This is a genomic window from Microbacterium sp. WHRI 7836 (assembly GCF_040223885.2).
Classification (GTDB): Bacteria; Actinomycetota; Actinomycetes; order Actinomycetales; family Microbacteriaceae; genus Microbacterium; species Microbacterium oxydans.
Window position 1 is genome coordinate 133,016 of sequence record NZ_CP168171.1, and the last position, 26,441, is coordinate 159,456.

Sequence of the window (26,441 nt, forward strand, 5' to 3'; positions counted from 1 at the left end):
GACCGACTGGAGACCAGCCCATGATCGAGTTCCGCAACGTCACCAAGCGCTTCCCCGGCGGCGCCCTCGCCGTCGACGACTTCAGCCTCGTGCTGCCCTCGCGCAAGACCACGGTGTTCGTCGGCTCGTCCGGCTGTGGCAAGACGACTCTGCTCCGCATGATCAACCGCATGGTCGAGCCGACTTCCGGCGAGGTCGAGATCGACGGCGAGAGCGTGCTCCAGGGTGACCCGGTGGCCCTGCGCCGACGCATCGGCTACGTGATGCAGAACTCCGGCCTCATGCCGCACTTCACGGTCATCGACAACGTCGCCACGGTGCTGCGGCTGACCGGTGTGAAGAAGGCTGCCGCCCACAAGCGCGCACGGGAGTTGCTCGACACGGTGGGTCTCGACCAGGCACTCGCCGAGCGGTACCCGAGCCAGCTGTCGGGCGGTCAGCAGCAGCGCGTGGGTGTGGCTCGCGGCCTCGCGGCCGACCCGAACATCCTGCTGATGGATGAGCCCTTCGGCGCGGTCGACCCCATCGTGCGGGCCGACCTGCAGCAGGAGACCCTGCGGCTGCAGCATGAGCTCGACAAGACGGTGGTGTTCGTCACGCACGACATCGACGAGGCGTTCCTGCTCGGAGACCAGGTCGTCATCCTCGACAAGGGCGCGCGCATCGTGCAGGTCGGCAGCCCCAGCGAGATCATCGAGAACCCCGCAGACGATTTCGTCTCGGCGTTCATCGGCGCCGAACGCGGACGCCGTGCTCTGCACCTCAAGCAGACGCCGCACGGCACCGTGGTGGTCGACGGCGAAGGCCGCACGCAGGGGTCGATCATCGATGTGCCTGATGCTGTGACCGACGCCCTCCTGAGCGAGGAGAGCGCGACGAAGGGCGCTCCGTGAACTGGATCGTCGACAATCTCGGCCTCATCCTCGAGCTGACCGCGATCCACCTGCAGCAGAGTGCGATCGCGATCGTGCTCGGCTTCGTGCTGTCGCTGCCGCTCGGGTGGCTCGCCTGGCGCTACCAGCTGGTGAAGGGACCGGTCATCGTCCTCACCGGGCTGCTCTACACGATCCCGTCGCTCGCACTGCTGATCCTCCTCCCGTCCGTCGCCGGGTATCCCGCTCGCAGCCCGATCAACCTCATCATCGGCCTCACCATCTATGCGGTCGCGATCCTGGTGCGGGCCGTGTCCGACGGCCTCGACTCGGTCGACCCCGCCATCCGCCAGTCGGCCACCGCGATGGGATACGGCGGCTTCCGCCGATTCTGGACCGTCGACTTCCCCCTCGCCGGTCCCGTGGTGCTCGCCGGTCTCCGCGTGGCAGCCGTGAGCACCATCTCCCTCGCCACGGTCGGCATCCTCGTCGGAGTGACCAACCTCGGCTACCTCTTCACCAACGGTCTGCAGCGACGCATCCTCGCCGAGGTCTTCGCCGGAGTGATCGCCGTCGTCGTGATCGCCCTCCTCATCGACCTGCTGCTCATGCTCCTGGGCCGCGCCCTCATGCCCTGGACCCGCGCCGCCAAGACGCCGTCCGCGGCGAAGCAGACCGCCGCACTGGGGGCCGCCGCATGAACGTCTTCACGGAAGCCTTCGCCTGGCTCTTCTCCCCCGACCGGTGGGTGGGCACCTACTCGCTGCCGGTCCTGTTCGGCCAGCACATGTACTACACGCTGATCTCGGTGCTGATCGCCGGCGTCATCGCGATACCGCTCGGGTGGCTCATCGGCCACACCGGCAAGGGCCGCGAGATCGCCGTCGCCGTCTCGGGTGCGGCGCGCGCCATCCCGTCGTTCGGCCTGATGGTGCTGCTCGTGCTGATCCTGGGTGTGCTGCGGGTGCCCGAGGCCGCGATCATCACGTTCGTGCTCCTCGCGATCCCCTCCCTCCTCGCCGGGGCCTACACCGGGCTCGAGGCCATCGACCGTCGCGTGCTCGACTCCGCGCGCTCGATGGGCATGACCGAGTGGCAGGTGTTCTGGAAGGTCGAGGTGCCCCTCGGGCTCCCGCTGCTGGTCGGTGGCATCCGCGCGGCCCTGCTGCAGGTGATCGCCACGGTCACCATCGCCGCGTACGTGAACCTCGGCGGCCTCGGTTGGCCGATCATCCAAGGCATTCCCCTGCGCAAGTTCGACCAGGTGCTCGGCGGCGCGATCCTCGTGGCCGTGCTCGCGCTGGTCGTCGACCTGATCTTCGCCCTCCTCCAGCACGCCGCCGTTCCCGCGGGCTTGCGCGCGCCGACCACGAAGCGCCGCTCCCGCGCGGCCGCCGGCACACCGGCACCGGCCACCGCCTGACGCGTACGACCGCCTGACACGCACCACAGCCGAAACACGTTCCACAGCCTCACCCCCGTTGTCCCAGAGAAGAGGAAGTCCCATGTTCACAGCACGGAAGTCACGTCTCGCCCTCGCCGGTGGAGCCGCGCTCGCCGCGGTGCTCGTCCTCGGCGGTTGCGCGAACAGCAACCCGCTCGACGCCCCGAGCGAAGGATCGAGCTCCGGCGACGACACCATCGTCATCGGCTCGCAGGCCTACTACTCGAACGAGATCATCGCCGAGATCTACGCCCAGGCGCTGGAGGGTGCGGGCTTCGACGTCGACCGACAGTTCAGCATCGGCCAGCGCGACGCCTACATGCCCGACGTCGAGTCCGGTGCGATCGACCTGTTCCCGGAGTACACGGGCAACCTGCTCGAGTACCTCGACAAGGACGCGACCGCCACGAGCCCGGACGACGTGTACGCGGCCCTGAAGGACGCGCTGCCCGACGGCCTGACCGCTCTCGACTACGCCGAAGCCTCCGACCAGGACACCTACACGGTGCTGAAGAGCTTCGCCGAGGAGAACGGCCTCACCACGATCGGCGACCTCTCCAAGGTGACCACCCCGGTCACGATCGGCGCCGCACCGGAGTTCGAGCAGCGCCCCTACGGCCCCGCGAAGGCCAAGGAGGTGTACGGCGTCGACCTCGGCTTCTCCGCGACCGGCCCGACCACGCTGGAGTCCCTGCTCGCCGGTGAGATCCAGGTGGCGGACATCTACTCGGCCGACCCGGCGTTCCAGACCGAGGACATCGTCGCGCTCGAAGACCCGGAGAACATCATCCTGGCCTCGAACGTCGTGCCGATCGCATCGAGCGACGTCGCCGACGAGATCTCCGACGTGATCAACGCGGTCAGCAAGAAGCTCACCGCGGAAGAGCTCGTCGCCCTCAACGTGCAGAGCACGGTGGACCAGAAGTCGGCGGAGGACATCGCCAAGAAGTGGCTGTCCGACAACGACCTCAGCTGAGTCGCACAGACAGAAGCGCCCGGACCCGCACAGGGTCCGGGCGCTTCGTCGTTCGCGCTGGGTCAGATCCGGGCGTCCTGTTTCGGGACGAGGACCTGTTTGATGATGATGAGGATCGACGCGGTCACCGGCACCGCCACCAGGGCGCCGAGCAGACCGAGCAGGGTGCCTCCGGCCAGGGCACCGATCACGACCAGCGAACCGGGGACCGACACCGCCTTGTTCATCACACGCGGGGTGATCACGTACGCCTCGATCTGCATGTAGACGAGGTAGATCGCCGCGAAGACCAGGGCGGCGATCGGGTTGGTGAACAGCGCGAGGCAGGTGCCGAGGATCCAGAACAGCACGGAGCCGACCAGAGGGATCAGCGTGATGCAGAAGGCGATCGCCGCCATCAGCGGCGGGAACGGCAGTCCGAGGAAAAGGTACAGGAGGAAGGCCAGCGTCGCGTTGCAGAACGCCAGGATCACCATCCCCATCACGTAACCGCCCACCGAGTCGGTGATCTGGTCGGCGATGTCTCCGGCGCGAGCCCGGTCGCGGGCCGGGGCGAGACGCAGCATCCCCTGCTTCATGGTGGGGAGCGATGCGAGGAAGTACAGCGTGAGGACGAGCACGACGATGGCGCCGGAGATGCTGGTGGCGATCGAGGCACCGACGGCGAGGGCGCCGCCGCCGATCGTGGCCAGGTTGCCGAAGTCGGTCAGGAACGACTGCACCTGGGCGACGAGGTCCTGGAACTGATCGCCGAACTGCGCTTCCAGGGTCGCGTAGATGTCGCTGTGAGTGAAGTCCTTGATCATGCCGGGCACGGACTGCACGAAGCTCACGATCTGATCGATCACCACGGGGACGATCATCCAGATCACCAGGGCGAACACGACGATGAGCGCGAGGATCGTGATGACGACCGAGATCACGCGGGAGAGACCGCGGCGCTCCAGGAAACGCACGGCGGGGTCGAGTCCGAGCGCACCGAACAGCGCCAGTGCGATGTAGATCAGCACCGTGGACAGGTTCGACAGCGCGAGACCGATCACGATCGCGCCCAGGCCGCCGAGAGTCACCAGGAACCCGAACACGAACGGACGATCGATGCGCGTCCAGAAGGAGCGGCTCGGTGTCGTCGGCTCGATCACGACCGGACGAGGCGAGTCGGCCGCCGACGCGATCACCGCGGTGGCGGGGTCGGATGCGGAGTGCCGACGGCGCCCGGGGGTCGGCGCGGCGGGAGCGGTGGCGGGTGCGTCCTCGTCGTGCGGCGCGGTTTCCGGCGACTCTTCGTTGCTCATGTGCTCACGATAGCGGTGGCCCGGATCGAAACCAGGTTGTCACGCGGCTCTAGAGTAGGGGGCATGACCGCCGCCGAAGACCCGAAGGCCGAACTGCTCCGTCTTCGTGCCACCATCGACAACATCGACGCCGCACTCATCTTCATGCTGGCGGAGCGCTTCCGCGCCACCCAGCAGGTCGGGCATCTGAAAGCGGAGCACGAGATGCCGGCGTCGGACCCGAACCGGGAGGAGCAGCAGGTCGCACGACTGCGTGCCCTCGCCGAGGAGGCGCACCTGGATCCGGAGTTCGCGGAGAAGTGGTTCAACTTCGTGGTCGCGGAGGTCATCCGCCACCACACCGAAGCGGCCGAGAGCCGCTGAGAAGGAGGTGCCGGACGGGCGACGGTGTGTGCAGCACTCGCCCGTCCGGAGCTTGAGGTTCATTGACCAACTAAGTTCAATGAATAAACTTAGGGAGAGACTACGGATCGCGCGGCGATCTGTCAACAGCTCGCAAGGAGCGAGCCTCGGAAACGGGAACACATGCTGAGCACGGATGACGGCCTCGACACCCAGGCGTCCGTTCGGCGTGCGAACCTGCGGCGGGCACTGCAGCTGGTCTTCCGGAACCCGGGAACGCAGACGCGCGCGGGCATCGCGCGCTCGACCGGTCTGACGGCCGCCACCGCGTCCTCACTGGTGGCCGAGCTCATCGAGAACCGGCTGATCGTGGAGGGGGAGCAGGCGGCGAGCACCGGCGGCAAGCGGGCGACCACCCTGAGCGTCGACGCGGATCACCACGTGATCCTGGTGCTGGTGATCCAGCCTCGTCATGCCGACATCGCCCTCGTCGCGCTCGACGGCACCGAAGTGGACGGCCGACGCGTGAACTACTCCGTGGAGAACCGCGACCGCACCCTCGACGATGCCGTCGCCACCGTGGCAGCGGAGTTCGGCGGTCGACTCCTCGCCGCCGGTGTGCAGCTGCCGGGCACCACCGACGGACGTGTGGTGCTCGAGAGCGTGCAGCTGAAGTGGCAGAACGTGCCCCTCGCGGAGCGGTTCGAGCGGGCGCTCGGTGCGCCGGTGCTGCTGATCAACGACGTCGACGCTGAGGCCATCGCCGAAGCCGGCATGGAGGAGTCGCCGTCCGGCTACCGGCTCTTCATCCACCTCGGTGGCGGCGTCGGTGCGGCCGTCACCCTCGACGGCGAGCTGGCACCGGGGCCCCGCGACCGTGCGGGGGAGATCGGGCACGTGCAGGTCGTGTTCGGCGAGGCGGCCCGTGCGTGCCGATGCGGTCAGCGCGGATGCCTCGAGTCCGCCGCCGCCCTCGGTGCGATGCTGGGCGAGGAGTTCTCCGACGCCATGGACGCGTCCGAGATCCGTGCGCTCGCCGCGCAGGCCGACGAAGAGCAGCTCGACGAGGGCGCACGTGCGCTGGCCAGGGCGGTCAAGCTCATCAGCGCGCTGCTCGATCCGATCGAGGTGGTCATCGGCGGCCCGGCGACGGAACTCGGACCCCGCTTCCTCGAACGCGTTCGCCGCGAGACCGAGTACCCCGCTCGCGGGACCGCCCAGGTGCCGGTGCGCTATGCCGACCCTCGTGCGTCGCTCGCGGCCGGGGCGGCGCAGGCCGCCCTGACCTCGGCCTTGGGTGTGCGGTGGAACCCGGAGCAGCTGCGCGCCGCATCCACGCCGCGCAGCTAGGGCACCCGTTCCGAAATGGGCAGGGCCGTCGCGACCTCCGGGGTGAGGCGGCGACGACCCTGCTGTGGACCCGCGTGCGGTTTACCTAGACGTGATCAGGAAGGTTCGCTCAAGATGCGTTCGGCCCGATCAAGGTCATCTGATCGAAGAAGTTTCGATGCCTGAAGGATCTCGACACCGAGAAGATGCCCATCTGCATCGAAATCAAGGATGATCTCCCCCACTCCGTGAGGGTTTCGAATCTCCGGTACTTGTGCAACAGATTCCCCCGCTTGCACTTCGTGCCCGACCGTGAGGTAAGCGGCATCCACTTCGGGGTCATATCTGATGTGCATCAGCGGTCACTTCACGCTGCCGGCGGTCAGTCCGCCGACGAGGCGCTTCTCGATGAGCATGAACAGGATGACCACCGGCAGGATCGCGACGATCGAGACGCCGAACACGTACTGCCAGCTGGTCTCGTACTGACCGACGAACTTGGTCAGGGCGACCGACAACGGCTGGTTCTTGTCGGTCGACAGGATCACCAGCGAGGCGGCGAACTCGTTCCAGCACGCGACGAACGTGAAGACGATCGCGGTGACGATGCCCGGCCACACCAGCGGCAGGTTGATCTTGAACAGCACGGTGAAGCGTCCGGCTCCGTCGATCTGCGCGGCCTCGTCGACCTCCTTGGGGATGCCCGCGAAGAAGGAGTGCATGATCCACACCGCGAACGACAGGTTGAACGCCGCGTTGATGAAGATCATCGCCATCCAGGTGTCGCCGAGTCCGAGAACGGTGAACTGGCGGAACAGGCCGGAGGTCAGCACGGCCGGCTGCAGCATCTGTGTGACGATCACGAGGAACAGGAACACCATGCGGCCGGGGAACTTGAAGCGTGCCGTGTAGTACGCCGCCGGAAGTGACACCAGCAGCACGAGCAGCGTCGCGAACACGGCGATGACGATGGTCGAGATCAGGTTGTACGGCAGGGGCGTCTCGGGGGTGGACCACATCGAGATGTAGTTCTCCCAGTGCCACTCGGTCGGCAGGTAGGTGGGATCGACGGACCGGATCTGCGCCTTGGTCTTCACCGAGCCGAAGAACATGATCAGGTACGGCAGCACGAAGATCGCGAGCACCAGGAACCCGGCGACCGTGCGCAGGATCACGCGGGGCAGCGTCACCTGGTCTTCGGTGTAGCGGCGCTTGCGTCCGGGGGTCGGAGGGGTGGTGCGGCGGCCGCGGCCTCCCGCGGTGGTCACGAGCTCGGTCTCGGTCACGGTCATGATCAGACCTCCTTCATGGGCTTGACGATCTTCACGTACGCCGCGACGATCACGATGACGATGAGGAACGCCACCACGGAGAGGGCGCTCGCGACGTCGACCTTCTTCTGCAGCTCGATGTACTTGAAGATCAGGGTCATGATCGTGTCGGCGCCGTAACCCGGGATCGAGCCGGTCATCACCTTCAGGATCGGCAGCGAGTTGAACACGTTGATGATGTTGATGAGGATCGCCACGGCCAGGGCGCTGCGCAGTTGGGGCAGCACGATCGACCAGTAGGTGCGCGCGGGGCCGGCGCCGTCCATCTTCGCGGCTTCGATCGCATCGGCCGGGACCGACTGGAGCCCGGCGAGGATCGTGTACGTGGTGAAGGGAAGCGACACGAAGATCGCGATCACGATCGACCAGGTGAAGGCCGTCGCAGGGTTCTTCGTCCAGCCGTAGCCCACCGCGTCGTCGGAGAGCCCGGTGTCGTAGAGGAACTTGTTGAAGATGCCGAAGTACGGTTCGAGGCTGTAGTAGAACACCATGGTCGTCATCACGACGGAGGCGGCCCACGGCACGATCACGGCCATGCGCACGAGCTGACGCCCGGGGAAGGCCTTGTTCAGGATCTGCGCCAGACCGAGCGAGATCACCACCGTGAGGGTCACCACCGCGACCACCCACACGATCGTGCGGAAGAAGATCGGCCAGAACTCGGTGAAGGTGAAGACCGTCACGAAGTTGTCGAAGCCCACCGAGCCCTTGTCGAGGCCGGACAGGGAGATGTCGCGCGTGGAGTTGAAGAACATCACCCCGGCGGGGAACAGCACCACGCCGAAGATGAGAAGCAGCGCCGGTGCGATCCAGGGCAGCGCCTGGAGGAGGTCCTTTCCGCCCGGCCTGCCGCGCGTGGCATCCGGGGTCTTCGGAGTGCGGGGGCGGCTGCTCGCCGCCCCCGCGAGGTTCGAGGACTCTGTCTTCTGGCTCATTCGGGTACCCGAACCTCTCCGATCAGCGGGCTCAGCCCGCGTCGACCTGTGCCTGGATCTCGGTCAGCACGTCCTGCGCCGGCTTCGACTGCAGCTGGCCGAACAGCGACTTGAACGCACCGTCGGCGGCGGACCACTTCGGGTTCGTCGACGGGTAGAACTGCGCGTCGGGCAGCACGTCGAGGAACGGCTTGAGGGCCTCCTCGCCGGAGAGCTGCTCGGCGCCGGACTTGGTGACGGGGAGGAAGCCCTCGGCCTGCACCCACGGCACGTACACGTCTGCCGAGTAGTAGTAGTCGAAGAACTTGGTGATCGCTTCCTTCTTGTCGTCGTCGTTCTGGAACGCCATCAGCTGGTCCATGACGCCGAGCGTGAACGGCGAGCCGTCCTTCGTCGGGATCGGGACGATGGAGTAGTCCAGGTCGGGGTTGTTCTCCTCGATCTGGCCGACCGTCGGCGGGAGGCCGACCTGCATGCCGATCTTGCCCTGGATGAAGATGTCCATCAGCGGGGAGCGCTGGGTGGACCCGGGGTCGGCCTGGGTCGCGCCGGCGTCGATCATCTTCTTGATCTGCTCGGCTCCGACCAGGTTCTCCGGGGTGTCGATCGTGATCTCCGACGCGTCGCCGAACGATCCGCCGCCGCCCCACAGCCACACGGCGGCCTCGGCCTGAGCCTCTTCCGATCCGAGCGGCATGCCGTATCCGGCGACTCCGCCCCCGAGCGCGGAGACCTTGGTCGCGGCGTCGAGCAGCGAGTCCCAGTCGGTCGGCGCCTCGACACCGGCCTGGGAGAGGAGCGCGTTGTTGACGAACAGGGCGCGAGCCGAGGCGATCAGCGGCAGGGCGTACGCGGTGCCGTCGACCTCGGCGTTCTTGAGGAACGACTCCTGGAAGTCCGAGTAGGTGTCGTCCGAGACGACGTCCTTCGTCGGGTAGAGCAGCTCATCGCCGACGAAACCCGCGAAAGGCCCGCCGTTGTAGATGTCCGGTGCCTCGCCGGCCTGGATCTTGGTGGAGACGACCTTCTCGAGGTTGTCCCACGACTGCACCTCGAGCTTGACCTTGATGTCGGGGTTGGCCTTCTCGAACCCGTCGATCACGGTCTCCCAGTTGGCCTTGGTGCCGTCGGAGTAGCTCGGGACGAGGAGGTCGAGCGTGGTGGATCCTTCCGCGTCGCCGCTGTCGCCGGAAGAACCGCCGAACCCGCACGAAGCGAGCGAGAGCGTGGCGACGGCCGCAATGGCGGCGGCGCCGAACCGCAGTGACTTCTTCATGTGTATTGCATTCCTCACTGTGATGTCCGAACCCTCGGCGGCGGGGCCGCGTCGGGAGGGGGTGTGGTGCACAGTCGCAAGCACATCACGCGACAGTGCGTGGGTGACCGCTTCGCCGGGAGGCAACCGCGATCGTTCAAGCCGGGGCTCGGGTGGAACTTGTCCGATTATTTGTCAGGAGAACAAACAAATCAAGGTAAAGCTGTTGACGACTCGATTCGACGCCATACTATGATCGAATCAAGCTTGAAACGATCACAAGTATGCAACATATCGCCAGAAAGGCACCTCGATGACTGAATCGCTGCCCGGCGCACACATGCGCGAAGAGCTCAACTCCCAGCCCGAGATGTGGACTCGGGCCGCAGACCTGAAGGCCGAGCAGGCGCTGCTCCCCGCTTCCGGTGCCCGGATCGCCGTCGTGGGCTGCGGTACCTCGTGGTTCATGGCGCAGTCGTACGCGGCGCTGCGCGAGTCCGCCGGCCACGGCGAGACCGACGCGTACGCGGCATCCGAGGCCTTCCTCGACCGCGGGTATGACGCCGTCGTCGCCCTGACCCGCTCAGGGACCACCAGCGAGGTGCTCGAGCTCGTCGAGCGCATCAAGGGGTGCATCCCCACGGTCGGCGTGATCGGAGACCCGGACTCGCCGCTGGTCTCGCTGGTCGACGACGCCGTGCTGCTGCCGTTCGCCGACGAGAAGTCGGTGGTGCAGACGCGTTTCGCCACCACGGCCCTCGCCCTCTTCCGCGCCTCGCTCGGTGAGGACCTCTCCGGCGCCATCGCCGACGCCGAGGCCGTGCTCGCCGAGGGCGGCGACGACGAGCTGCGCGACGCGGAGCAGTACACGTTCCTCGGTCGCGGCTGGACCATCGGCCTCGCCCACGAGGCTGCGCTGAAGCTGCGCGAGTCGTCGCAGTCATGGACGGAGGCGTACCCGTCGATGGACTACCGCCACGGTCCGATCGCGATCGCGGCCCCGGGCCGCGTCACCTGGCAGTTCGGCGAGGCACCCGAGGGCCTCTCGGCGCAGGTCGAGGCCACCGGTGCCCGGTTCGAGCAGCGGGCGATCGACCCGCTCGCCGACCTCGTGCGCCTGCACCGCACCGCACTCGACCGGGCCGTCGCCCGAGGCCTCGACCCCGATCAGCCCCGCAACCTCACGCGATCCGTCATTCTGGATGCATGACGCAACCCGCCGCCGGAGCCGACCATGACCCGAGCTGACGGGACGACCGACGTCCCCGACGTCGAGCGGGATGCCGCAGGGGAGAAGCTCGCCGCCGTGCGGACTCTCGGCGGCGGCGCGCCCGTGCTGGCGTTCGACGTGGGCGGCACCGACATCAAGTCGGCCCTGTTCGATGCCGACGGCACGGCTCTCGGGCTGCGCCGCACGCCCACGCCGATCGCCGAGGGCGATCGCACGCAGGTGCTCCTCGACCGCCTCGAGGTGCTGGCGGGAGAGCTCCGCGCCGCGCACCCTGACGTCGTGCCGCAGGCCGTGGGGCTCGTCGTCCCGGGGATCGTCGACGCGGATGCCGGGCTGGGGGTGTTCGCGAGCAATCTCGGATGGCACGACTCCCCGTTGCGCGATCTGGCCGCAGAGCGTCTCGGGCTCCCCGTGGCGTTCGATCACGACGTGCGTGCGGCGAGCTGGGCGGAGCGACGACTCGGCGGTGCGCGTGACTACGCCGATGCGGTGGTGCTCGTGATCGGAACCGGGATCGCGGGTGCCCTGCTCGTCGGGGGCGTCCCGTACACCGCGGGAGGATATGCGGGCGAGATCGGGCACTCCCCGATCGCGGACGGGCCGATCTGCGCGTGCGGCGCTCGCGGCTGCCTGGAAGCCGTCGCCTCGGCCGGAGCCATCGCCCGTCGCTATCAGGAGGCGACGGGAATCTCCCCCGAGGGGGCGAAGGACGTGATCGCGCGCGCGGCCGCGGGCGATGAGACCGCTGCGGAGATCTGGAACTCGGCACTCGACGCTCTGACGATGTCGCTGGCTCAGCTGACCGCCGTCGTGGCGCCGGAGGCCGTGGTGATCGGAGGCGGGCTGTCGCGTGCCGGCGGCGCCCTGTTCGACGAGCTGCGCACGCGCTTGGCCGCGCGCCTCAGCTTCCACCGCATCCCCGCTCTGGTCCCGGCCGAGCTCTCCGGCAACGCGGGTCTGCTGGGTGCCGCGCTTCGAGCTCGGGAGCTCACGTGATCCTCACCGTCACCCCCAACCCCGCACTCGATCTCACCTGGCGCGTCGACCGACTCGTCGAAGGGGGAACGCACCGCGCGGACCCCGGAGCGGCGCGCGCGGGTGGCAAGGGGCTCAACGTCGCCCGCGTGGCCCATGCCGAAGGGACCGAGGTGCTCGCGGTCACCACCGTGGGCGGTCGGGTCGGCGAGGAGTTCGCGGAGGAGCTGCGGGCGAGCGGCGTCCCGCACGCCCTGGTGCCGGTCGCCGCCGAGACCCGTCGCAGCATCGCGGTGGTCGATGAGGCACTCGGCGACACCACGATCATCAACGAACGCGGCGTGAATCCGACCGACGTGGAGTGGGCGGCGCTGCTCGCCGAGGTGGTCGAACGGCTCGCGGGCACCCGGGTGCTCGTCGTTTCCGGCAGTCTGCCGCCCGGTGCGCCCGAGTCGTTGATCCCCATGCTCATCGCGGTGGGAAGGGATGCCGGCGTGCCGGTGATCGTCGATACCTCCGGCCTTGCTCTGCTGCTCGCCGCCGACTCCGGAGCAAGCGTGCTCAAGCCGAATGCGGCCGAGCTGGTCGAGGCCACCGGCATCGCGGACCCGGTCGACGGAGCCCGATCCCTCATCGCCAGGGGCGCGGAGCTCGTGCTGCTCTCGCTCGGCGCCGAGGGCATGCTCGCCGTCACCGCGGCCGAGCTCGTGCACGCGCGCCTGGACGAGCCGCTCTCCGGCAACCCGACGGGTGCGGGCGATGCCGGTGTCGCAGCGTGCGCCGTGCTGTACGCCGCCGGGGTGCGCGACCCCGAGCAGATCCTCCGCCGTGCCACGGCATGGTCCGCCGCCGCGGTGCTCACGCCACTCGCGGGCGACATCTCCTCACGCTGGACCGAGCTCGAACAGCACTTGCGCATCTCGCGCCCCGACCCTGAATCCTTCCGGAAGGACCCCTCGTGACCCTCGTCTCCGCTCGCGACCTCGTCTCCGCGGCATCTGCTGCCGGCACGGGCATCGGCGCTTTCAACGTGATCCATCTCGAGACGGCGGAGGGCTTGGTTCGGGCAGCCGCGCTCGCACAGCTCCCCGTCATCCTGCAGATCTCCCAGAACTGCGCCGACTATCACGGTGGGCTCGAACCCATCGCCCTGGCGACTCTCGCGGTGGCACGGCGCGCGCAGACCCCCGTGGCTGTGCACCTCGACCACGCCGAGCGGCCGGAGCTCGTCGACGAGGCCATCGCGCTGGGCTTCGGCTCGGTCATGTTCGACGGCGGGGCGCTGCCCTACGACGACAACGTGGCGCTCACGGCGGCGGTCGCGGCGCGTGCGCACGAGGCCGGCGTGTACGTCGAGGGTGAGCTCGGCGAGGTGGGGGGCAAGGACGGAGCCCATGCGCCCGGTGTGCGCACCGACCCCGACGAGGCGCGGGCATTCGTGGCAGCGACGGGAGTGGATGCTCTCGCGGTCGCGGTGGGCTCTTCGCACGCGATGACCGACCGCACCGCCTCTCTCGACCTCGACCTGATCGGGCGCCTTCACGAGGCTCTCCCCGTGCCGCTGGTGCTGCACGGATCATCCGGTGTGGCGGATGCCGTGATCGCCGATGCCGTGCGCGCCGGCATGACCAAGATCAACGTCTCCACGCACCTGAACGGCTACTTCACGCGCGCCGTCCGCGAGAAGCTCGACGCGGACGAGCGCCTGGTCGACTCCCGCAAGTACCTCGCGCCGGCCCGCGATGCCCTCGCGGACGAAGCCGCGCGCATGCTCCGGCTGTTCGCGTTGCAGACGACGGAAGCCGTGGCCTGATGAAGCGGGCCGCCCGGCTGAACGCGATCCTCGACCTGCTGGCTGCGAAGGGCGAGGTTACGGTCGAAGAGCTCGTCGAGGAGTTCGAGGCTTCGTCGGCGACCACGCGTCGCGACCTCGACACGCTCGCCGAGCAGCGCCTGCTCACCCGGACCCATGGCGGTGCGGTAGCGCAGACGGTCGCCTATGAACTGCCCATCCGCTACAAGAGCCACCTGCGCACGCATGAGAAGGCCAGCATCGCGCAGACCGCCGCCGGCCTGGTCGCACCCGGCATGGTGGTCGGGCTCTCCGGCGGCACGACCACGACCGCGATCGCCGCTGCCTTGGCCGCACGGGACGACCTCGCGGGGAGCGGTGGCATCACCGTGGTCACGAATGCCGTGAACATCGCTGCCCAGCTCGCCACGCGCCCCGACATCAAGGTGGTCGTCACCGGTGGCGTCATCCACTCGCGCAGCTACGAACTGGTCGGTCCGTTCGTGGAGCAGCTGCTGCGCGGAGTGCGGCTCGACATCGCCTTCATCGGTGTGAACGGGATGGACGCCGTCGCCGGTGCGACCACACAGGACGAGCGCGAGGCCGCGGTGAACCGGATGATGGCCGAACGCGCGCGCCGAGCGGTCGTGGTGACCGACGGCAGCAAGCTCGGCGTCGAGGCGTTCTCGACCGTCGGCGGCGTCGAGCTCTTCCCGACCGTGATCACCGACGCCGGGGCTGACACCGAGGTGCTCGCAGCGCTCCGCGCGGCTGGATACGCGGTGCTGGTCGCCTGACGCCGCCGCACGGAGCGCGGTCATACTCAAAGTATGACTACGACGATCAAGGTGAGCGACGACCTGCGCGACCGGCTGAAGGAGCAGGCCGCGCGTGACGGTCTCACTCTCGGCGCGCATCTCGCTCACCTTGCCGACGCGGAGGACCGCCGTCGGAGACTGCAGTCGCTGAAGCATGCGATCGAACGGACGGCTGCGGCCGACAAGCAATCGCATGCTGCAGAAGCCGTGGCCTCGGCTGGATACTTGGATGCCGTGACCACGCTGGCCATCGTGCTGCCGATCACGACGACCGACCGGGGCTGGCCGAATCACGTCGTCGCGGACGGGCCGAGCGGACTGGACCGGCCGTCGTGGATCATGACCGAGCAACCTCGCACGCTTTCCCGCGACCGCCTCACGGGGACGGCAGGTGAGGTCACGGAGGAATGCCTGGCCTCGGTACGCGTCTGGCTCGGTGACTTCCTCGAGCTCTGAGGAGCGTCGCTCCCCCGGCACACCCCAAGGGCCCCGACGTCCCCAGATCGTCGAGGCCCTCTGAGGGTGCCGCGGCGGCCTGCCGCATCATCCTCGAGCAGATGGTGTCCGTGTCGTGTTCGCGCTCCCCAGTGCGCATGATCCCCAGATCCGACTGCGCCTCCCTCGCGCCTCTCCCTTCGAGGCCCTTCGCATGGCACCTTCCGAAGAACAGGAGCGAGCGGCCTCCCTTCTGATACATCGAATGGAGGAAAAGTTTCAGAATCCGCTGCCGTGGCACTGGAACGGGGCGCTCAGGCCGGTCTCGGCGGATGCCCGCGCGAGCGCGACGGCCGGTGCGGCACCTTCGGACAGGCCGGTGTGCACGGCGCTGAGGAGCTCGGCCGCGACGTCATCCGGAACGGCGACGGGGGCGGCGATCACGCAGTCGGCACCCGCGTGCAACCACACCCGCGTCATGCCCAACGCCTCTTCGCCCCACCGCACCGAGGAGCGCCCGAGCTCGCACGCCGACAGGATCACGGTCGACGGGACCTTCGGGATCAGGTCGACGTCGTAGCCGAACAGCACGCCGTCCGCGAGCTCGAAACCGGAGAACAGCGGGTTGTCCACCGCGTGCCTGCCGTGAGCCGCGATGTGGAGCACGTCGGTGGCCGCTGCGAGCTCGGTGACGGCGGCGACCGTCGCGTCCGAAGGCACCAGGATTCGCGGAGTGCGGCCGGTTCCCCGCCAGGTCGCCGCCGCGCGCTCGATCTCGTCGGCGGCGCGCGCTACCCGGGGCCCGGCGGCGAAGCCGATCATCGACGGTGCCGTCGTCGTGCGAGAGGGGACGCCCAGCAGGCGGGAGGCCGACGTCGCGAGGGTGAAGGGGACGCCGGAGATTCCGGGGAGCATCGCCCAGGGAACGCCGCCGAGCACACCGGGCACCGTGATCGCGAAGCGAGCTGCGGACGGCGCGGCGGACCTCACCGGGTCGAGCAGCTCCGCGTCGAGGACCGCCAGCCGTGAGGTGAGCGCCCGCTCGGTGACCGCGCCCATCAGTCCCCCACGCGTCAGCGCGGCCATATCGAGATCGGCGCGGAGGCCGTCGAGCGCCATCTGCACCCGCCGCCACGACAGGTCGACGATGGTCGCGCCGGCCGATGTCGCGACCACGGCCTGCAGGTCGGATCCGGTGAAGATGTATGACAGGACCGCCAGGTCGGGGGCGAGCAGCGCCGTCGCCTCCGCGAGCCCGAGCCGCTCTCTGGTGCCGCCGGAGCCCGTCGCCGCCCACTGCCGCTCGCGTACCCTGTCGCGCAGTTCCCGCACTCTGGCATCCGTCGTCCAGTCGCCCCCGGCCAGCTCGGCGCGCAGCATCCGCAGCTCGGCCAGGTCCACCGCGAGCGACTCATCGTGTGGGGGTCGCACCGGGGCGACCTGCTGGCTGAGGTGGCGCGCACGCTCGGACCACTCGAACAGCGTGGCGGGGTCGCGCAATCGCGCCGCAGCGGAGAGCCCCGCGAACATCAGATCGCTGCCGTGCATCGCGACGGAGGCCTGGAGGTCGAGGGCGCCGAACGCCTGCTGCCAGGCGGTGAGCAGCTCGAGGCCGTCGGCGGCGGCGCGCAGGGCGTCGCGGTCACGGCCGGCAGCCGCGGCGCGCGCGGCACGCACCTCCTGGGCGCGGATGCGCAGCGGTGTCGGGGCGGTGTCGGCGATTCGCGGCAGGCGGCCGGAGCCATCACGGCGTGCACTCAGCCGCAGCCCCGTGGCCTCGGTGTGGAAGCCGCTCCGTTCGAGGGCTTTCGCCGTCCGCGCGAACGCCGCGTCGTCGATGCGGAGATGCGGCTTCGCTCGCTGCTGCGCCTCCAGCCGCACCGCCTCTGCCCGGGCCGCCCACCCGTCGTTCGCGAGCGCGGTGAAGCGTCGCGCCGCGGTGCGTGCTGCGCGTTCGGCTGCGGCAAAATCATGACGCAGGAGAGAGCGAGCCAGATGGAACTCCGACTCGCCTCTGGCCTGTCGCATCCGTTGGGTACCGAACTGGGCGGCGACCTGCTCGAGGAGTGCTTCGGCCTCGGTCGTGAGTCCCGCGTCGCGCAGCACCTCCGCGCGATCGAGGTCGCTGATGGCTGCAGCGAGATCGCTGATCGCGGCGAGCGTCGGGCGGGAACGTGTCATGAGCGTGAGCGCGGTGACGAGGTCTCCTCCGAGCAGGGCCGCGTACCCGAGGTTGTGCCTGGCCTCGGCGAGTGGCTCCTCGTCGTCGTTCGCCTCGTACACGGCCACCGCACGCTGCAGATCCTCGATGCAGGTCTCGAGTTCGCGCTGCTGCATCCGTACCACCGAGCGGTTCATCAGGCAGTTGGCGAGCTCGATGGTCTCGTCTCCGATCGCGCTGATCGTGTCGATCGCACGGCTGAGTTCGATCTCCGCCTCGGCCAGCCGACCACCGTGCATGAGCAGTGTGCCGAGCTGTCCGCTGAGCACCGCGATGGTCTCGCTCCGCAGACCGGGCCGGCCGAGCGCTTCGCGGCACAGCTGTTCGGCGGCTGCCGGCTCCCCCGTCTGCGCGAGGACGTAGGCGACCGTGCCGTCGATGCGTGCGCGGAGATCGGGGTCGTCGGCGCGGACGGACGCCGCGCCGAGGGCGCGCCGCGCCTGCGCGAACCGCCGGGCGTTCGCCGCCTCGACTCCGCGCCGGTGCAGCTCGATCGCGGACAGGGGCATCCCTCCAGGATGCCGTGCTCCAGGGCTGCGGGGAAGAGCGCGGATCGAGCGCGACACCCGCCGGGAGAAAGTTCATTCGTCGGATGACGCGCCGCGTCCTGATCCGGCATTCGTGCATTCGTCCTGCAGGTGCACCGCCGGGCGCCCCGGGGCAGCCGCCCGGCACCAGGACGAGCCGCCCGTATCGGTACGGACGGCTCGTCCCGGGGGTGCGTCAGACGGGATCGATCGGGCTCGGCAGCGACTTCAGGACGGCGGCGACCGCCTTCGCCGCAGCGCTGGGGGTCGCTCCGCCGACCGGCACCGTACCGAGCTGCGCGGCGACCCGCGCCGCGACATACGGTGCCGAGAACGACGTACCACTCCACACCGCGAAGCCCCCGCGGTAATCGTCGGGGTCGATCGTCTCGCGGCGCAGACCCTCGACGTCGGCCCTCGTCGCCGCCTGCGTGCCTCCCACGAACGCGGGCGAGGTGCTCACCACCGCCGCTCCGGGTGCGTAGGCCTGCACCCACGGACCGATGTTCGAGAACAGGGCGACCGACTGGCCGGAAGGATTCAACGCTCCGACGGAGACGAGCGGCGCGTCCTTGTCCCGGCGGATGCCGTTGTCCGCGCCCGGCCATGGCCACAGGGATGCCGGGAAGGAGGGGCGATCGATCGCGTCGTTCCCCGCGGAGCACACCACGACGCAGCCGAGTTCGCGTGCCTTGGCGAGCAGCTGGTAGAGCGTGAGGCTGAACAGTCCGTCGGTCGGCGTCTCGTGGTAGTAGCTGAGCGACAGGTTCAGCACATCGATCGGGAAGCCCGTCTTCGGGTTCTCGCGGTGGCGCGCCAGCAGCGTCACGACCTGGGCGACCGTCTCGAGGAGCGTGCTCTCGTCCACGACGCCGAGCGCCCCCGCGACCCGGATCGAGAGGATGTCGGCGTCCGGAGCCGCCTGTCGGACGATGCCCGCGATGAAGGTGCCGTGTCCCGCGACCGCGTCGATCTCCCCGTCGAGCTGCCCGTACAGGTCGGGATAGCGCTCCGGATCGGCGTCATCGGTCAGCCCGACCGGCACGCCGTCGAGGTCGACGGTGCGGGTGACGATGTCAGCGGGAAGCCAGGCGTGCTCGCCGCAGCCGGTGTCGAGGACAGCGACGACGGGTCGTCGTCCGCGCTTGGGGCTGGGACCGCGCACGGGCGCAGGCCCCAACCAGGTCACCGGCTGTCGTGCTCCGCGTCCGGGCTCGAGGTAGTCGTCGCTGCCGCCGGCGCCACCCGCACCGCGCACCGGGTTGGTGCGGGTGAACGGATTGGTGCGGGTGAACGGGTTCGTCCTGGTGAACGGATTGAGCCCGACCGGATCGATGGAGAGCACGTGGTCGAGGCTCGTGCGCGGCATCGTCGAGCGGGACATGCGGCGTGCGCGCTGGAGTACGCGCCAGGCATCCGGTGCGACGGGCGATTCACCGCGCACCGGCTCGTCCGGCGTGCGCAGCCGTGCGCGCAGGAAACCGGGAACTCCCGGCACGAGTTCGCCGTCGACCGCTGAGCGGGTGTCGTCCTCGATCTCGAGCTGCCAGCCGAACGTGTCCGCCGCGTCGCGGAGCGTGCGCACCTCCCGGTCGTAGGCCTCCTCATCGCCGAGAGCGCGGGTGATCAGCAGGCGTTCCGGCAGGTACGCCGTCGGAAACGCACGGATACCGTCCACCGGCTCCGTGCTCGGGTCGAGCGCCGTGCCCCGTCGGATCGATCCCTCCGCGCGGTCCTGCCAGGTCCATCCCTTGGGCTGATCCATGCGTCATCCTCTTCCTGCGGGTGGACCCGCGTCTTCATCGACGGGCGGCGCCCGTGGTCACAGCTCGAACTGCGGGGTCGCCAGTGTGCGCGTCTCGTCCCCGATCACGGTGGTCAGCTGAACGCGCGTGAGGCCGGGCGGGACGTCGTCGAACACGAAGCGTCCGGTCTCCTCCGGCGTGATCGACCTGGTCTTCTCGCCCTGGGTCAGGACGATCTCGGCGGCTGCGGTGTCGACCCAGCCGTCGACGCGGCGGCGTCCGGAAGCCGTCGTCGTCACGTGCAGCAGGATGCTCGTCGATCCGTCGCTGAACTGCAGGGTGAGCGCGTCGGCCTCGCCCCGCACCGCGCCTAACTGTCCTTCGACAAGAGTGAGCAGCGCGTATTCACGGTTCAGCCCGTCGGCGGCGACTGCGGCGACCATGCGGTCGATGAGGCCGGCGGGCATCGGATCGACCTCGCTCCACAGGGAGCGGAGCCGGGCGAACACCTGGGCGTCCTCGTTTTCGGTCATGCGAATCCCCCTGCCTGCGCTGTCGGTGGCGCGTCCAGCAGGGCGCGTAGTTTGGCGAGGCACCGGTTCCGCGTGGGGCCGATGCTGCCGACGGGCATGGCGAGGTCGCTGGCGATGCGGGCGTAGTCCGGACGATCCTCGAAGGCGATCACGCGCAGCAGCTTCTGGCAGCGCTCGTTCAGACGCCGCACAGCCGCCCACAGCCGCCGGTTCTCGTCGCCGAGGGTGGCGTGCTCTTCGGCCGACGCCTGTTCGGGCAGCAGTGTGTCGAGGTCATCCGCTTCGGTCGTGTCGACCTTGCCGTGCGCTTTCGCGACTTTCCAGGCCTCCCGGCGGGCGGTGGTCGTGAGCCAGGCCGATACGGCCCGTGAGTCGCTGATCGAGTCGTGGCCGCGGACGAGTCGCAGCCAGGTGGTCTGCACGACGTCTTCGGCGAGGGTGCGCTCCAGCCCATAGGCGCGCACGACGTGCCAGAGCACGGGCGTCATCAGCCGTACGAGCTCGTCCATCGCGCGGCTGTCGCTCTCGCGCCATGCGTCGAACAGATCCGCGGCGCGCTCCCAGCGTGCGCGCCCGTCGTCCGAGGCAGGATCGTGAGCGGTGCCGGGTGCACCGTCGATCATGAAGCCCATTGTGATCACATCTACCAGGAGCGCGGCAAGGGCTTTCTGATACATGTCTGCATCCAAGAATCCGCGCGGATGATCGTGCGGGGAGGCCCATAGAAGAAGTCGATACCGTTGAGGGGTGATCCCCCTCGCCATCGTGCTGTTCCTCAACGCCGCCTTCAACGTTCTGGTCTGGCCGCAGTTCTACAAGCGCGTGTCCAAAGACCCCCGCGCGCGGGACGAGAACGGCAAGGCCACGGCGTTCCTCAAGGTGCATGCCGTCCTCATCGCGGTCGCGCTCGTGCTGGCTCTCGTGTCCCTGTTGGCGGGGATCGCCGCGCTGACCGGAGCGCTCTAGCGCCGACCGCCTTCTCCCGGGAGCTCAGGCCCTCTCGTACTGCTTCGCGTGCTCGGCCCAGCGGGACTCGACGGGCAGAGCGCGCAGCGCCCGGTTGCCGAGGGCCATCGCCACGGCGACGAGGCAGAGCGCTGCGCACACCAGGATGGTCCACTCCCGGCCGATCCAGGCGAGGCCGAAGCCGGCGATGAGTGGTGCCAGCGGCATCGCGCCCATGCCGAGAACACCGGCAGCGCTGTTGGCACGCCCCAGCAGGTGGCTCGGGGTCGCGACCATGAAGTAGCCCATCATGCCGGCATTGAGCGCCGGGACCAGCAGTACCGAGACGCCGAGCACCACGGCGATGATCAGCGGGTCGGTGACCATCGCCAGCACGATGGCACCCGCCGAGATCACGGAGAGCCCCGTGATCGCCAGGATTCCGGCCTTGATGCGCGGGATGAGCAGCGGGGCCACCACGGCTCCCGCGAGCATCACGGCGCCGATCGACGCGCTCAGGGTGCCGATCAGAAGCTCGGAATGTCCGTCCTGCTGGAGGGCGTAGATGATGGTGGTGATCGTGGCGTTGAAGCCGAGGTTGATGACCGTCGTGATGAGCAGCACCCCGCCGAGGTCGGGACGGGAGAGCAGCCACCCGAACCCCTCGCGGAGCTCCTTCCACGCGTCGGGCTTCGCCGCGGGCGGGGTCGTCGAGGTGCCGAAACCCAGACCATCCGCCGTGTCCGCGGCGTGTTCGGGCTCGACGCGCCGCGCAGCACGCAGATGGTCTGGGTTTTCGCCCGCATCGACCACTCCGGCGCGACGCGCCTGACGCCCCAGCATCCACGCGGTCAGGGCCGCGATCACGTGGCACAGGGTCATGACCACACCGACGAGCCAGCCGCCGACGCCGAGCAGCAGACCACCGAGCGGACCACCCGCCAGCTGGAGAGCGGCATCGCGCCCCTGATTCGCGGCCTGTGCGCGCCCCATCGCGTCGTCGGGAACGATCTCCTTGATGGCGCTCTCGCCCGCAACGTCGAAGAGTCCGCTGCGTGCGGCGAGCAGCACGTCGACCACGAGCAACGACCCGAAGGTCAGGGCGTCCCCCAGGGCGAGAAGCGTGAAGCCGCCAGCCAGCACGATGCCGATGAGCGAGCCGAGGAGCATCAGCGCGATACGGCGATGGCGGTCGGCCAGCACGCCGCCCGCAAGGGTCGTGAGGAGTCGGGCCGCCATCCCGACCCCGCCGATGATGCCCGCCTGAGCGGGGTCGTTCGTCACGATCAGAGCGAGCAGGGGGATCGCGAAGGCGAAGAGCGCGCCGGCGAGCCCCTTGCTCGTATCGCTCACCAACCAGGTGAGGTAGCGCGTGTTCCGCCACAGGCGATGAGGCTCGGTGAGGGTGGTCATGCGTCGAGATTAGATGCGCAAGAAGTATTGCGCAAGGCTTATTGCGCAATTGGAAGTGCGGGTAGGATCGGGGGATGACGGAGGATCGCACGAAAAGCGCGCGCGATGACCCCGCCTGGATGACATCGGCCATGCTGAAGGCCTACTCGCACCCGCTTCGGCGCCGGATGATCCGCCTCTTCGCCCGGCGGGACTTCCTCCGCGCAGCCGACATCGCCGCGGAACTGGGCGTGCCGGCGAACAGTGCCAGCTTCCACCTGCGCGCGCTCGCCGATGCCGGGCTGATCGAAGAGGCGCCGGAGAAGGCCCGCGATCGACGCGACCGCGTCTGGACGGGGCACAAGGGTCCCCTCAATGTGGGCGGCCCGGAGAGTCCGGTCGCCGACGAGGAACTCGGCAGCGCCGTGATCGCCGCGCTGGTCGAGGATCACCACGACCTGATGCGCCGCGTGACAGCCTGGACTCCCGAATACGTCGCCGGTCGCACGGCAGAGGTGCATGCCGCCTTCACTCAGCGCACGATGCGGTTGACCGAGGCCGAATTCGACGACCTGATGGTGAAGATCAACGACGTGATGAGCGCTGCCGACGATGCGCACGATGACACCGACCCCGATGGCCGCTATTGGCAGGTGGATGTGATCGCCGCCGACGACACCATCTGACGCGGCTACTCGACCTCCTCTTCCCTCTTCTCGGAGGGGGAGCCTGTACCGCTCAGGATCAGGATGCGTCGCAGGTGCATCGCGGTGAGCACTCCCGGACCCATCGACCGTCGGACGTCGACCGTGCGGTCGTCGACGGTCTCGAGGAGCAGCCGGATCGCCCGCGCCGCCTCGGCGCGCACGCGGTGATCCTCGCTCGAGGAGGCATCGCCGTGCGCGATCACTTCGGCCACCGCATGGCACGCGGCCGACAGCGGACCCGGGAGGGCGGGGTCGAGCGCGAGCCCTGCCGGCCGCTCCCAGATGGTGTCGGCGATCTCGTCGGCGATGTCGCGGATGAGGTGGCCGATGCGATCGAGGGCGGCGAGCTCATCGTGGCTCTGCTGGATCCGCGAGCGGTGTCCCTTGGCGCGAGGATTGCCGCGGCGACTCTCCTCCGCTTCGGTCAGGGCCGCCCTCAACTCCGAGGAGGTATCGGCCAGCGAGGCCGCGTCATCAGCCCACTGCTCGTGCTCGGGAGGCCACGACTCCGAGACCGCCGAGCCGATGTCGTGCAGATGCGCGGCCAGCTGCTCGCGGAAGTCGGCCACCCGTCCTGCTGCTGCCATGGTGAGCGGCGCCGGCGCGATGACCAGGTTCACCACCAGGCCGACGACCACCCCGACCGCCATCTGCGTCAGATACCCGAGCGAGTAGTCGTCGGCGTTCTGTCCGCCGATGATCAGCACGAACAGGGCGGCCATCGGCACATACTCGCGACCGACGCCGAACCAGCCCGTGCCCGACACGAGTACGCCGAGGCCGACGACGAGAGGGATCGACCACCAGGTCGGACCCACCGTGATCACGATGAGTGTCGCGAGGCCGATTCCGGTGGCCAGCCCGAGCAAGGTCTGCAGACTCGATCTCGCCGAGCCCATCAGAGTCGGATACATGCTCACCAGCGCGCCGAGCGGAGCGTAGTAGGGGTACTCGTCGGTGACACCGGGCATGTGCGGTGCGATCGCCCAGGCCAGCCCGACCGCGAGCATCGTCTTCACGACGAGCAGGAGCCGCGCGGGGAGCACGGCCTCATGCAGCGAGCGGGCGATACCCGAACGGCGGGCCCGCAGACGGGGAGGGATCTTCACGCGCACCGAGCGTAGTGACCGTCGCGGCTCTTCGGCACCCGGTTGCTTCCGCCGTGCTCCGCAGCTAGGGGGATCCGCTGACGAAAGCCACGATGCCGCGACCGCACGGGGTGTGCGGTCGCGGCATTCGTGTTCTCTCGCGGAGGATCAGGGGATGGTCCTGCGGAACGCGAGGAACGACACTCCCGTGAAGACCGCGGTGAGCACGAGACCCCACAGCGCCAGTCCCACCGCCCCGAGGTCCATGATCGTGGCGCCGACGTGGTTCCACAGGTCGAGCCGGGTCGCCAGGAAGACGAGGCCGATGAGCACCAGCGCCAGCCCGATGCCCACGATGAGCAGGACCAGCTGCCCCCAGCTCTTGTAGATCGTCGCGCCCGTGAACCCGAGCACGAAGAAGAACAGGGCGAGTGTGAAGTAGACGACGAAGGCGCCGAGGGGCCCGGCGTCCCACAGCCACGGCAGGTAGAAGACGTAGCCGTTCACGCCGTAGCCGTTCGTGGCGACCTCGATGCCGCCGCCGATCAGGAACAGGATTCCCATGAGGGCACTGCCGAGGATCGCCGTCAGCAGCGTGCCGAAGAAGAACTCCCTGCGGGTGATGCTCATGGCCTGCGAGAACGGGAAGGTCAGGGTCATCGCCGACATGCCGATCGCGAAGAAGTACCAGAGGGGCGCTTGGCCTCCGCCGCCGTACTTGGGGGTGTCGACCGGGATCATCGCGTAGATGATGATCGAGATCACGACGGCAGCCGCGAGGATGATCAGCGGGTACCAGACGAAGGTGCCCTTGTTGATCAGCTGCAGGCGGACGACGTTGAATGTGCGTCGCATCAGCGCACCTCCTCTTTCGCTGCGTTCTCTCTCGTGGAATCGGTCGCGACCTTCTGCGTGAGCCGCACGACCAGCTGCTGCAGCGAGACGGGTGCGAGGTCGAGTCCTGACGCGGTGATCTCGGCGCGATCCTCCGACGACACGGCACCGAGGACGGTGACCGACGCGACCCGGCCGAGCGACTCCCGGTGCAGCACCTCCCGCGCACCCACCCAGGCATCGACCTTGGCGGCGTCGCCCACCACGGTCACGGCGCGTTCGCGGACCGCATCCGTGTCTTCGTTGAGCAGGATGCGCCCATCGTCGATCACGATGACCTTCTCGATGAGGTTCGACACCTCGTCGATCAGGTGCGAGGACAGGATGATCGTGCGCGGATGCTCCGCGTAGTCCTCCACCAGTCGGTCGTAGAAGATCTGTCTGGCGACCGCGTCGAGACCGAGATACGGCTCGTCGAAGAAGGTGATCTCGGCGCGCGAGGCGAGACCGATGATGACCCCGACTGCGGACAGCTGGCCGCGCGAGAGCTTCTTGATCGTCTGCTTCATCGGCAGCTGGAACTCGGCGATGAGCTCGTCGGCGAGCGCCTGGTCCCAGTTCGGGAAGAACAGGCTCGCAGCCTTGAAAGCGTGCTTGGGGTACGCGTCGTCCGGATACTTCTGGCTCTCGCGGACGAAGCAGATCCGACTGAGCACGTGCGCGTTCTCGTACGGGTGCTCGCCGAAGACCTTGATGGTTCCGGATGATTCGAAGTTCTGCGCGGTGAGGATGGACATGAGCGTGGTCTTGCCTGCACCGTTCCGGCCGAGGAGGCCGTAGATCGCGTCTCCCTCGATGGCGAGCGACACGTTGTCGAGTGCTCGCTTCTCCTTGTAGCGCTTGGTGAGGTTCTGCACCTCGATGACGGCGGTCATGCGGGGGTCTTCCCTTCTGCGTCGATGGTCAGTGCGGCGCGCTGCCTGAGCAGTGCCGCGAGATCTTCCGCGCCCAGCCCGAGCGTGCGGGCTTCGGCGAGGAGCGGGTCGATGTAGCGATCGGCGAACGCGGCGCGGCGCTCGCCGAGGAGCAGCTCCCTGGCACCGTCGGCGACGAACATGCCGATGCCTCGGCGCTTGTAGAGCACTCCCTTGTCGGTGAGCATGGCGACTCCCTTCGCTGCGGTGGCGGGATTGATCCGGTAGAACGCGGCGAGCTCGTTGGTGGAAGGAGCCTGCGCCTCCTCGCTGAGTGTGCCGTCGACGATCGAGTCCTCGATCTGCTCGGCGATCTGGAGGAAGAGCGGCTTGCCTTCTTCGATCACGAGTCCTCCGCGTGGTTCGTGGGTTAGTTACTTGACTAAGTAACCATATAACTCACGCGGGTGTCAAGGGGCTCGTCGCTGGTGCCAAAACCCAGACC

At 68.6% G+C, this 26,441-nt stretch carries 28 protein-coding genes; 14 read left to right on the top strand and 14 right to left on the bottom strand.

The window, feature by feature from the left end; translation table 11 throughout:
- Positions 1-20: 20 nt before the first annotated feature.
- The 4 genes from ABRP18_RS00660 to ABRP18_RS00675 all read left to right on the top strand — a co-directional run bounded on the left by ABRP18_RS00660 (position 21) and on the right by ABRP18_RS00675 (position 3,292).
- Positions 21-893 (top strand): ATP-binding cassette domain-containing protein, encoded by an 873-nt coding sequence (locus tag ABRP18_RS00660; RefSeq protein ID WP_349885249.1) that lies wholly within the window; start codon positions 21-23, stop codon positions 891-893.
- Positions 890-1,573, top strand: a complete 684-nt coding sequence (locus tag ABRP18_RS00665; RefSeq protein ID WP_061015815.1) for an ABC transporter permease — start codon at positions 890-892, stop codon at positions 1,571-1,573. The genes ABRP18_RS00660 and ABRP18_RS00665 overlap by 4 nt, the downstream gene beginning before the upstream one ends.
- Positions 1,570-2,295: an ABC transporter permease gene (locus tag ABRP18_RS00670; RefSeq protein WP_141368079.1), complete on the top strand. Its 726-nt coding sequence runs from the start codon at positions 1,570-1,572 to the stop codon at positions 2,293-2,295. Before ABRP18_RS00665 ends, ABRP18_RS00670 begins: the two co-directional genes overlap by 4 nt.
- Before the next feature lie 82 nt (positions 2,296-2,377).
- On the top strand, positions 2,378-3,292 hold the full coding sequence (locus ABRP18_RS00675; RefSeq protein ID WP_113681708.1) for an ABC transporter substrate-binding protein: 915 nt from the start codon (positions 2,378-2,380) through the stop codon (positions 3,290-3,292).
- 62 nt (positions 3,293-3,354) lie between these two features.
- On the opposite strand, the gene ABRP18_RS00680 is transcribed toward ABRP18_RS00675, so the two are convergent.
- The gene (locus tag ABRP18_RS00680; protein ID WP_141368077.1) at positions 3,355-4,587 is read right to left on the bottom strand and encodes an AI-2E family transporter; all 1,233 of its coding nucleotides are present in this window, start codon (positions 4,585-4,587) and stop codon (positions 3,355-3,357) included.
- A 63-nt stretch (positions 4,588-4,650) separates the two neighbouring features.
- On the opposite strand from ABRP18_RS00680, the gene ABRP18_RS00685 reads away from it, so the two are divergent.
- Positions 4,651-4,950 (top strand): chorismate mutase, encoded by a 300-nt coding sequence (locus tag ABRP18_RS00685; protein WP_021200128.1) that lies wholly within the window; start codon positions 4,651-4,653, stop codon positions 4,948-4,950.
- Between the two features lie 162 nt (positions 4,951-5,112).
- Positions 5,113-6,279: an ROK family protein gene (locus tag ABRP18_RS00690; RefSeq protein WP_349885250.1), complete on the top strand. Its 1,167-nt coding sequence runs from the start codon at positions 5,113-5,115 to the stop codon at positions 6,277-6,279.
- 95 nt (positions 6,280-6,374) lie between these two features.
- Here ABRP18_RS00690 and ABRP18_RS00695 read toward each other — a convergent pair whose 3' ends face one another.
- Genes ABRP18_RS00695 through ABRP18_RS00710 form a run of 4 tightly spaced genes read right to left on the bottom strand, consistent with a single transcriptional unit; the run spans position 6,375 to position 9,800 of the window.
- Positions 6,375-6,614, bottom strand: coding sequence for a DUF2283 domain-containing protein (locus ABRP18_RS00695; RefSeq protein WP_082108642.1), 240 nt, complete (start codon positions 6,612-6,614; stop codon positions 6,375-6,377).
- A 6-nt stretch (positions 6,615-6,620) separates the two neighbouring features.
- Positions 6,621-7,550: a carbohydrate ABC transporter permease gene (locus tag ABRP18_RS00700; RefSeq protein ID WP_171011063.1), complete on the bottom strand. Its 930-nt coding sequence runs from the start codon at positions 7,548-7,550 to the stop codon at positions 6,621-6,623.
- 2 nt (positions 7,551-7,552) lie between these two features.
- Positions 7,553-8,524, bottom strand: a complete 972-nt coding sequence (locus ABRP18_RS00705; RefSeq protein ID WP_349885251.1) for a sugar ABC transporter permease — start codon at positions 8,522-8,524, stop codon at positions 7,553-7,555.
- Positions 8,525-8,555: 31 nt separating this feature from the next.
- The gene (locus ABRP18_RS00710) at positions 8,556-9,800 is read right to left on the bottom strand and encodes an extracellular solute-binding protein (RefSeq protein ID WP_061015807.1); all 1,245 of its coding nucleotides are present in this window, start codon (positions 9,798-9,800) and stop codon (positions 8,556-8,558) included.
- A 292-nt stretch (positions 9,801-10,092) separates the two neighbouring features.
- On the opposite strand from ABRP18_RS00710, the gene ABRP18_RS00715 reads away from it, so the two are divergent.
- Genes ABRP18_RS00715 through ABRP18_RS00740 form a run of 6 tightly spaced genes read left to right on the top strand, consistent with a single transcriptional unit; the run spans position 10,093 to position 15,051 of the window.
- Complete coding sequence (locus tag ABRP18_RS00715; RefSeq protein ID WP_349885252.1) at positions 10,093-10,989, top strand: sugar isomerase; 897 nt, start codon at positions 10,093-10,095, stop codon at positions 10,987-10,989.
- A 24-nt stretch (positions 10,990-11,013) separates the two neighbouring features.
- Positions 11,014-12,006: an ROK family protein gene (locus ABRP18_RS00720; RefSeq protein ID WP_197429162.1), complete on the top strand. Its 993-nt coding sequence runs from the start codon at positions 11,014-11,016 to the stop codon at positions 12,004-12,006.
- Positions 12,003-12,947 (top strand): 1-phosphofructokinase family hexose kinase, encoded by a 945-nt coding sequence (locus ABRP18_RS00725; RefSeq protein ID WP_179516407.1) that lies wholly within the window; start codon positions 12,003-12,005, stop codon positions 12,945-12,947. Before ABRP18_RS00720 ends, ABRP18_RS00725 begins: the two co-directional genes overlap by 4 nt.
- The gene (locus tag ABRP18_RS00730; protein WP_113681734.1) at positions 12,944-13,798 is read left to right on the top strand and encodes a class II fructose-bisphosphate aldolase; all 855 of its coding nucleotides are present in this window, start codon (positions 12,944-12,946) and stop codon (positions 13,796-13,798) included. The genes ABRP18_RS00725 and ABRP18_RS00730 overlap by 4 nt, the downstream gene beginning before the upstream one ends.
- Entirely contained in the window at positions 13,798-14,574 is a 777-nt protein-coding gene (locus ABRP18_RS00735) for a DeoR/GlpR family DNA-binding transcription regulator (protein ID WP_058630848.1), read from the top strand. The genes ABRP18_RS00730 and ABRP18_RS00735 overlap by 1 nt, the downstream gene beginning before the upstream one ends.
- A gap of 33 nt (positions 14,575-14,607) precedes the next feature.
- Positions 14,608-15,051 (top strand): type II toxin-antitoxin system PemK/MazF family toxin, encoded by a 444-nt coding sequence (locus ABRP18_RS00740; protein WP_349885253.1) that lies wholly within the window; start codon positions 14,608-14,610, stop codon positions 15,049-15,051.
- 258 nt (positions 15,052-15,309) lie between these two features.
- Here ABRP18_RS00740 and ABRP18_RS00745 read toward each other — a convergent pair whose 3' ends face one another.
- From ABRP18_RS00745 to ABRP18_RS00760, 4 genes are all read right to left on the bottom strand, one after another.
- On the bottom strand, positions 15,310-17,760 hold the full coding sequence (locus ABRP18_RS00745) for a CHAT domain-containing protein (protein ID WP_349885254.1): 2,451 nt from the start codon (positions 17,758-17,760) through the stop codon (positions 15,310-15,312).
- A 214-nt stretch (positions 17,761-17,974) separates the two neighbouring features.
- Positions 17,975-19,543 carry a S8/S53 family peptidase gene (locus ABRP18_RS00750; RefSeq protein ID WP_349885255.1) on the bottom strand — a complete coding sequence of 523 codons (1,569 nt, stop codon included), beginning with the start codon at positions 19,541-19,543 and terminating at the stop codon, positions 17,975-17,977.
- Between the two features lie 57 nt (positions 19,544-19,600).
- Positions 19,601-20,056 carry a hypothetical protein gene (locus ABRP18_RS00755; RefSeq protein WP_113681124.1) on the bottom strand — a complete coding sequence of 152 codons (456 nt, stop codon included), beginning with the start codon at positions 20,054-20,056 and terminating at the stop codon, positions 19,601-19,603.
- Positions 20,053-20,733: an RNA polymerase sigma factor gene (locus ABRP18_RS00760; protein ID WP_231589697.1), complete on the bottom strand. Its 681-nt coding sequence runs from the start codon at positions 20,731-20,733 to the stop codon at positions 20,053-20,055. Before ABRP18_RS00760 ends, ABRP18_RS00755 begins: the two co-directional genes overlap by 4 nt.
- 70 nt (positions 20,734-20,803) lie before the next feature.
- Between ABRP18_RS00760 and ABRP18_RS00765 the strand changes: the two genes are divergently transcribed.
- Positions 20,804-21,022: an SCO4848 family membrane protein gene (locus ABRP18_RS00765; RefSeq protein WP_113681125.1), complete on the top strand. Its 219-nt coding sequence runs from the start codon at positions 20,804-20,806 to the stop codon at positions 21,020-21,022.
- 24 nt (positions 21,023-21,046) lie between these two features.
- Here ABRP18_RS00765 and ABRP18_RS00770 read toward each other — a convergent pair whose 3' ends face one another.
- Positions 21,047-22,414, bottom strand: coding sequence for an MFS transporter (locus ABRP18_RS00770; RefSeq protein WP_349885256.1), 1,368 nt, complete (start codon positions 22,412-22,414; stop codon positions 21,047-21,049).
- A gap of 74 nt (positions 22,415-22,488) precedes the next feature.
- On the opposite strand from ABRP18_RS00770, the gene ABRP18_RS00775 reads away from it, so the two are divergent.
- Entirely contained in the window at positions 22,489-23,079 is a 591-nt protein-coding gene (locus tag ABRP18_RS00775) for a helix-turn-helix domain-containing protein (RefSeq protein ID WP_046748094.1), read from the top strand.
- Between the two features lie 5 nt (positions 23,080-23,084).
- Here the strand turns inward: ABRP18_RS00775 and ABRP18_RS00780 are convergent, their stop codons facing one another.
- The 4 genes from ABRP18_RS00780 to ABRP18_RS00795 all read right to left on the bottom strand — a co-directional run bounded on the left by ABRP18_RS00780 (position 23,085) and on the right by ABRP18_RS00795 (position 26,343).
- Positions 23,085-24,209 carry an aromatic acid exporter family protein gene (locus ABRP18_RS00780; protein ID WP_113681128.1) on the bottom strand — a complete coding sequence of 375 codons (1,125 nt, stop codon included), beginning with the start codon at positions 24,207-24,209 and terminating at the stop codon, positions 23,085-23,087.
- Between the two features lie 147 nt (positions 24,210-24,356).
- Entirely contained in the window at positions 24,357-25,043 is a 687-nt protein-coding gene (locus ABRP18_RS00785; RefSeq protein WP_349885257.1) for a hypothetical protein, read from the bottom strand.
- The gene (locus ABRP18_RS00790; protein ID WP_061015282.1) at positions 25,043-25,957 is read right to left on the bottom strand and encodes an ABC transporter ATP-binding protein; all 915 of its coding nucleotides are present in this window, start codon (positions 25,955-25,957) and stop codon (positions 25,043-25,045) included. Before ABRP18_RS00790 ends, ABRP18_RS00785 begins: the two co-directional genes overlap by 1 nt.
- The gene (locus ABRP18_RS00795) at positions 25,954-26,343 is read right to left on the bottom strand and encodes a GntR family transcriptional regulator (protein WP_046748097.1); all 390 of its coding nucleotides are present in this window, start codon (positions 26,341-26,343) and stop codon (positions 25,954-25,956) included. The genes ABRP18_RS00790 and ABRP18_RS00795 overlap by 4 nt, the downstream gene beginning before the upstream one ends.
- Positions 26,344-26,441: the final 98 nt, after the last annotated feature.

Coding starts and splice junctions, on each gene's coding strand:
- ABRP18_RS00690 (WP_349885250.1), top strand. CDS start 5,113: ATGCTGAGCACGGATGACGGCCTCGACACCCAGGCGTCCGTTCGGCGT.
- ABRP18_RS00755 (WP_113681124.1), bottom strand. CDS start 20,056: ATGACCGAAAACGAGGACGCCCAGGTGTTCGCCCGGCTCCGCTCCCTG.
- ABRP18_RS00705 (WP_349885251.1), bottom strand. CDS start 8,524: ATGAGCCAGAAGACAGAGTCCTCGAACCTCGCGGGGGCGGCGAGCAGC.
- ABRP18_RS00785 (WP_349885257.1), bottom strand. CDS start 25,043: ATGCGACGCACATTCAACGTCGTCCGCCTGCAGCTGATCAACAAGGGC.
- ABRP18_RS00750 (WP_349885255.1), bottom strand. CDS start 19,543: ATGGATCAGCCCAAGGGATGGACCTGGCAGGACCGCGCGGAGGGATCG.
- ABRP18_RS00740 (WP_349885253.1), top strand. CDS start 14,608: ATGACTACGACGATCAAGGTGAGCGACGACCTGCGCGACCGGCTGAAG.
- ABRP18_RS00770 (WP_349885256.1), bottom strand. CDS start 22,414: ATGACCACCCTCACCGAGCCTCATCGCCTGTGGCGGAACACGCGCTAC.
- ABRP18_RS00790 (WP_061015282.1), bottom strand. CDS start 25,957: ATGACCGCCGTCATCGAGGTGCAGAACCTCACCAAGCGCTACAAGGAG.
- ABRP18_RS00745 (WP_349885254.1), bottom strand. CDS start 17,760: ATGCCCCTGTCCGCGATCGAGCTGCACCGGCGCGGAGTCGAGGCGGCG.
- ABRP18_RS00710 (WP_061015807.1), bottom strand. CDS start 9,800: ATGAAGAAGTCACTGCGGTTCGGCGCCGCCGCCATTGCGGCCGTCGCC.
- ABRP18_RS00675 (WP_113681708.1), top strand. CDS start 2,378: ATGTTCACAGCACGGAAGTCACGTCTCGCCCTCGCCGGTGGAGCCGCG.
- ABRP18_RS00670 (WP_141368079.1), top strand. CDS start 1,570: ATGAACGTCTTCACGGAAGCCTTCGCCTGGCTCTTCTCCCCCGACCGG.
- ABRP18_RS00715 (WP_349885252.1), top strand. CDS start 10,093: ATGACTGAATCGCTGCCCGGCGCACACATGCGCGAAGAGCTCAACTCC.
- ABRP18_RS00760 (WP_231589697.1), bottom strand. CDS start 20,733: ATGTATCAGAAAGCCCTTGCCGCGCTCCTGGTAGATGTGATCACAATG.
- ABRP18_RS00695 (WP_082108642.1), bottom strand. CDS start 6,614: ATGCACATCAGATATGACCCCGAAGTGGATGCCGCTTACCTCACGGTC.
- ABRP18_RS00660 (WP_349885249.1), top strand. CDS start 21: ATGATCGAGTTCCGCAACGTCACCAAGCGCTTCCCCGGCGGCGCCCTC.
- ABRP18_RS00720 (WP_197429162.1), top strand. CDS start 11,014: ATGACCCGAGCTGACGGGACGACCGACGTCCCCGACGTCGAGCGGGAT.
- ABRP18_RS00775 (WP_046748094.1), top strand. CDS start 22,489: ATGACGGAGGATCGCACGAAAAGCGCGCGCGATGACCCCGCCTGGATG.
- ABRP18_RS00735 (WP_058630848.1), top strand. CDS start 13,798: ATGAAGCGGGCCGCCCGGCTGAACGCGATCCTCGACCTGCTGGCTGCG.
- ABRP18_RS00680 (WP_141368077.1), bottom strand. CDS start 4,587: ATGAGCAACGAAGAGTCGCCGGAAACCGCGCCGCACGACGAGGACGCA.
- ABRP18_RS00685 (WP_021200128.1), top strand. CDS start 4,651: ATGACCGCCGCCGAAGACCCGAAGGCCGAACTGCTCCGTCTTCGTGCC.
- ABRP18_RS00700 (WP_171011063.1), bottom strand. CDS start 7,550: ATGACCGTGACCGAGACCGAGCTCGTGACCACCGCGGGAGGCCGCGGC.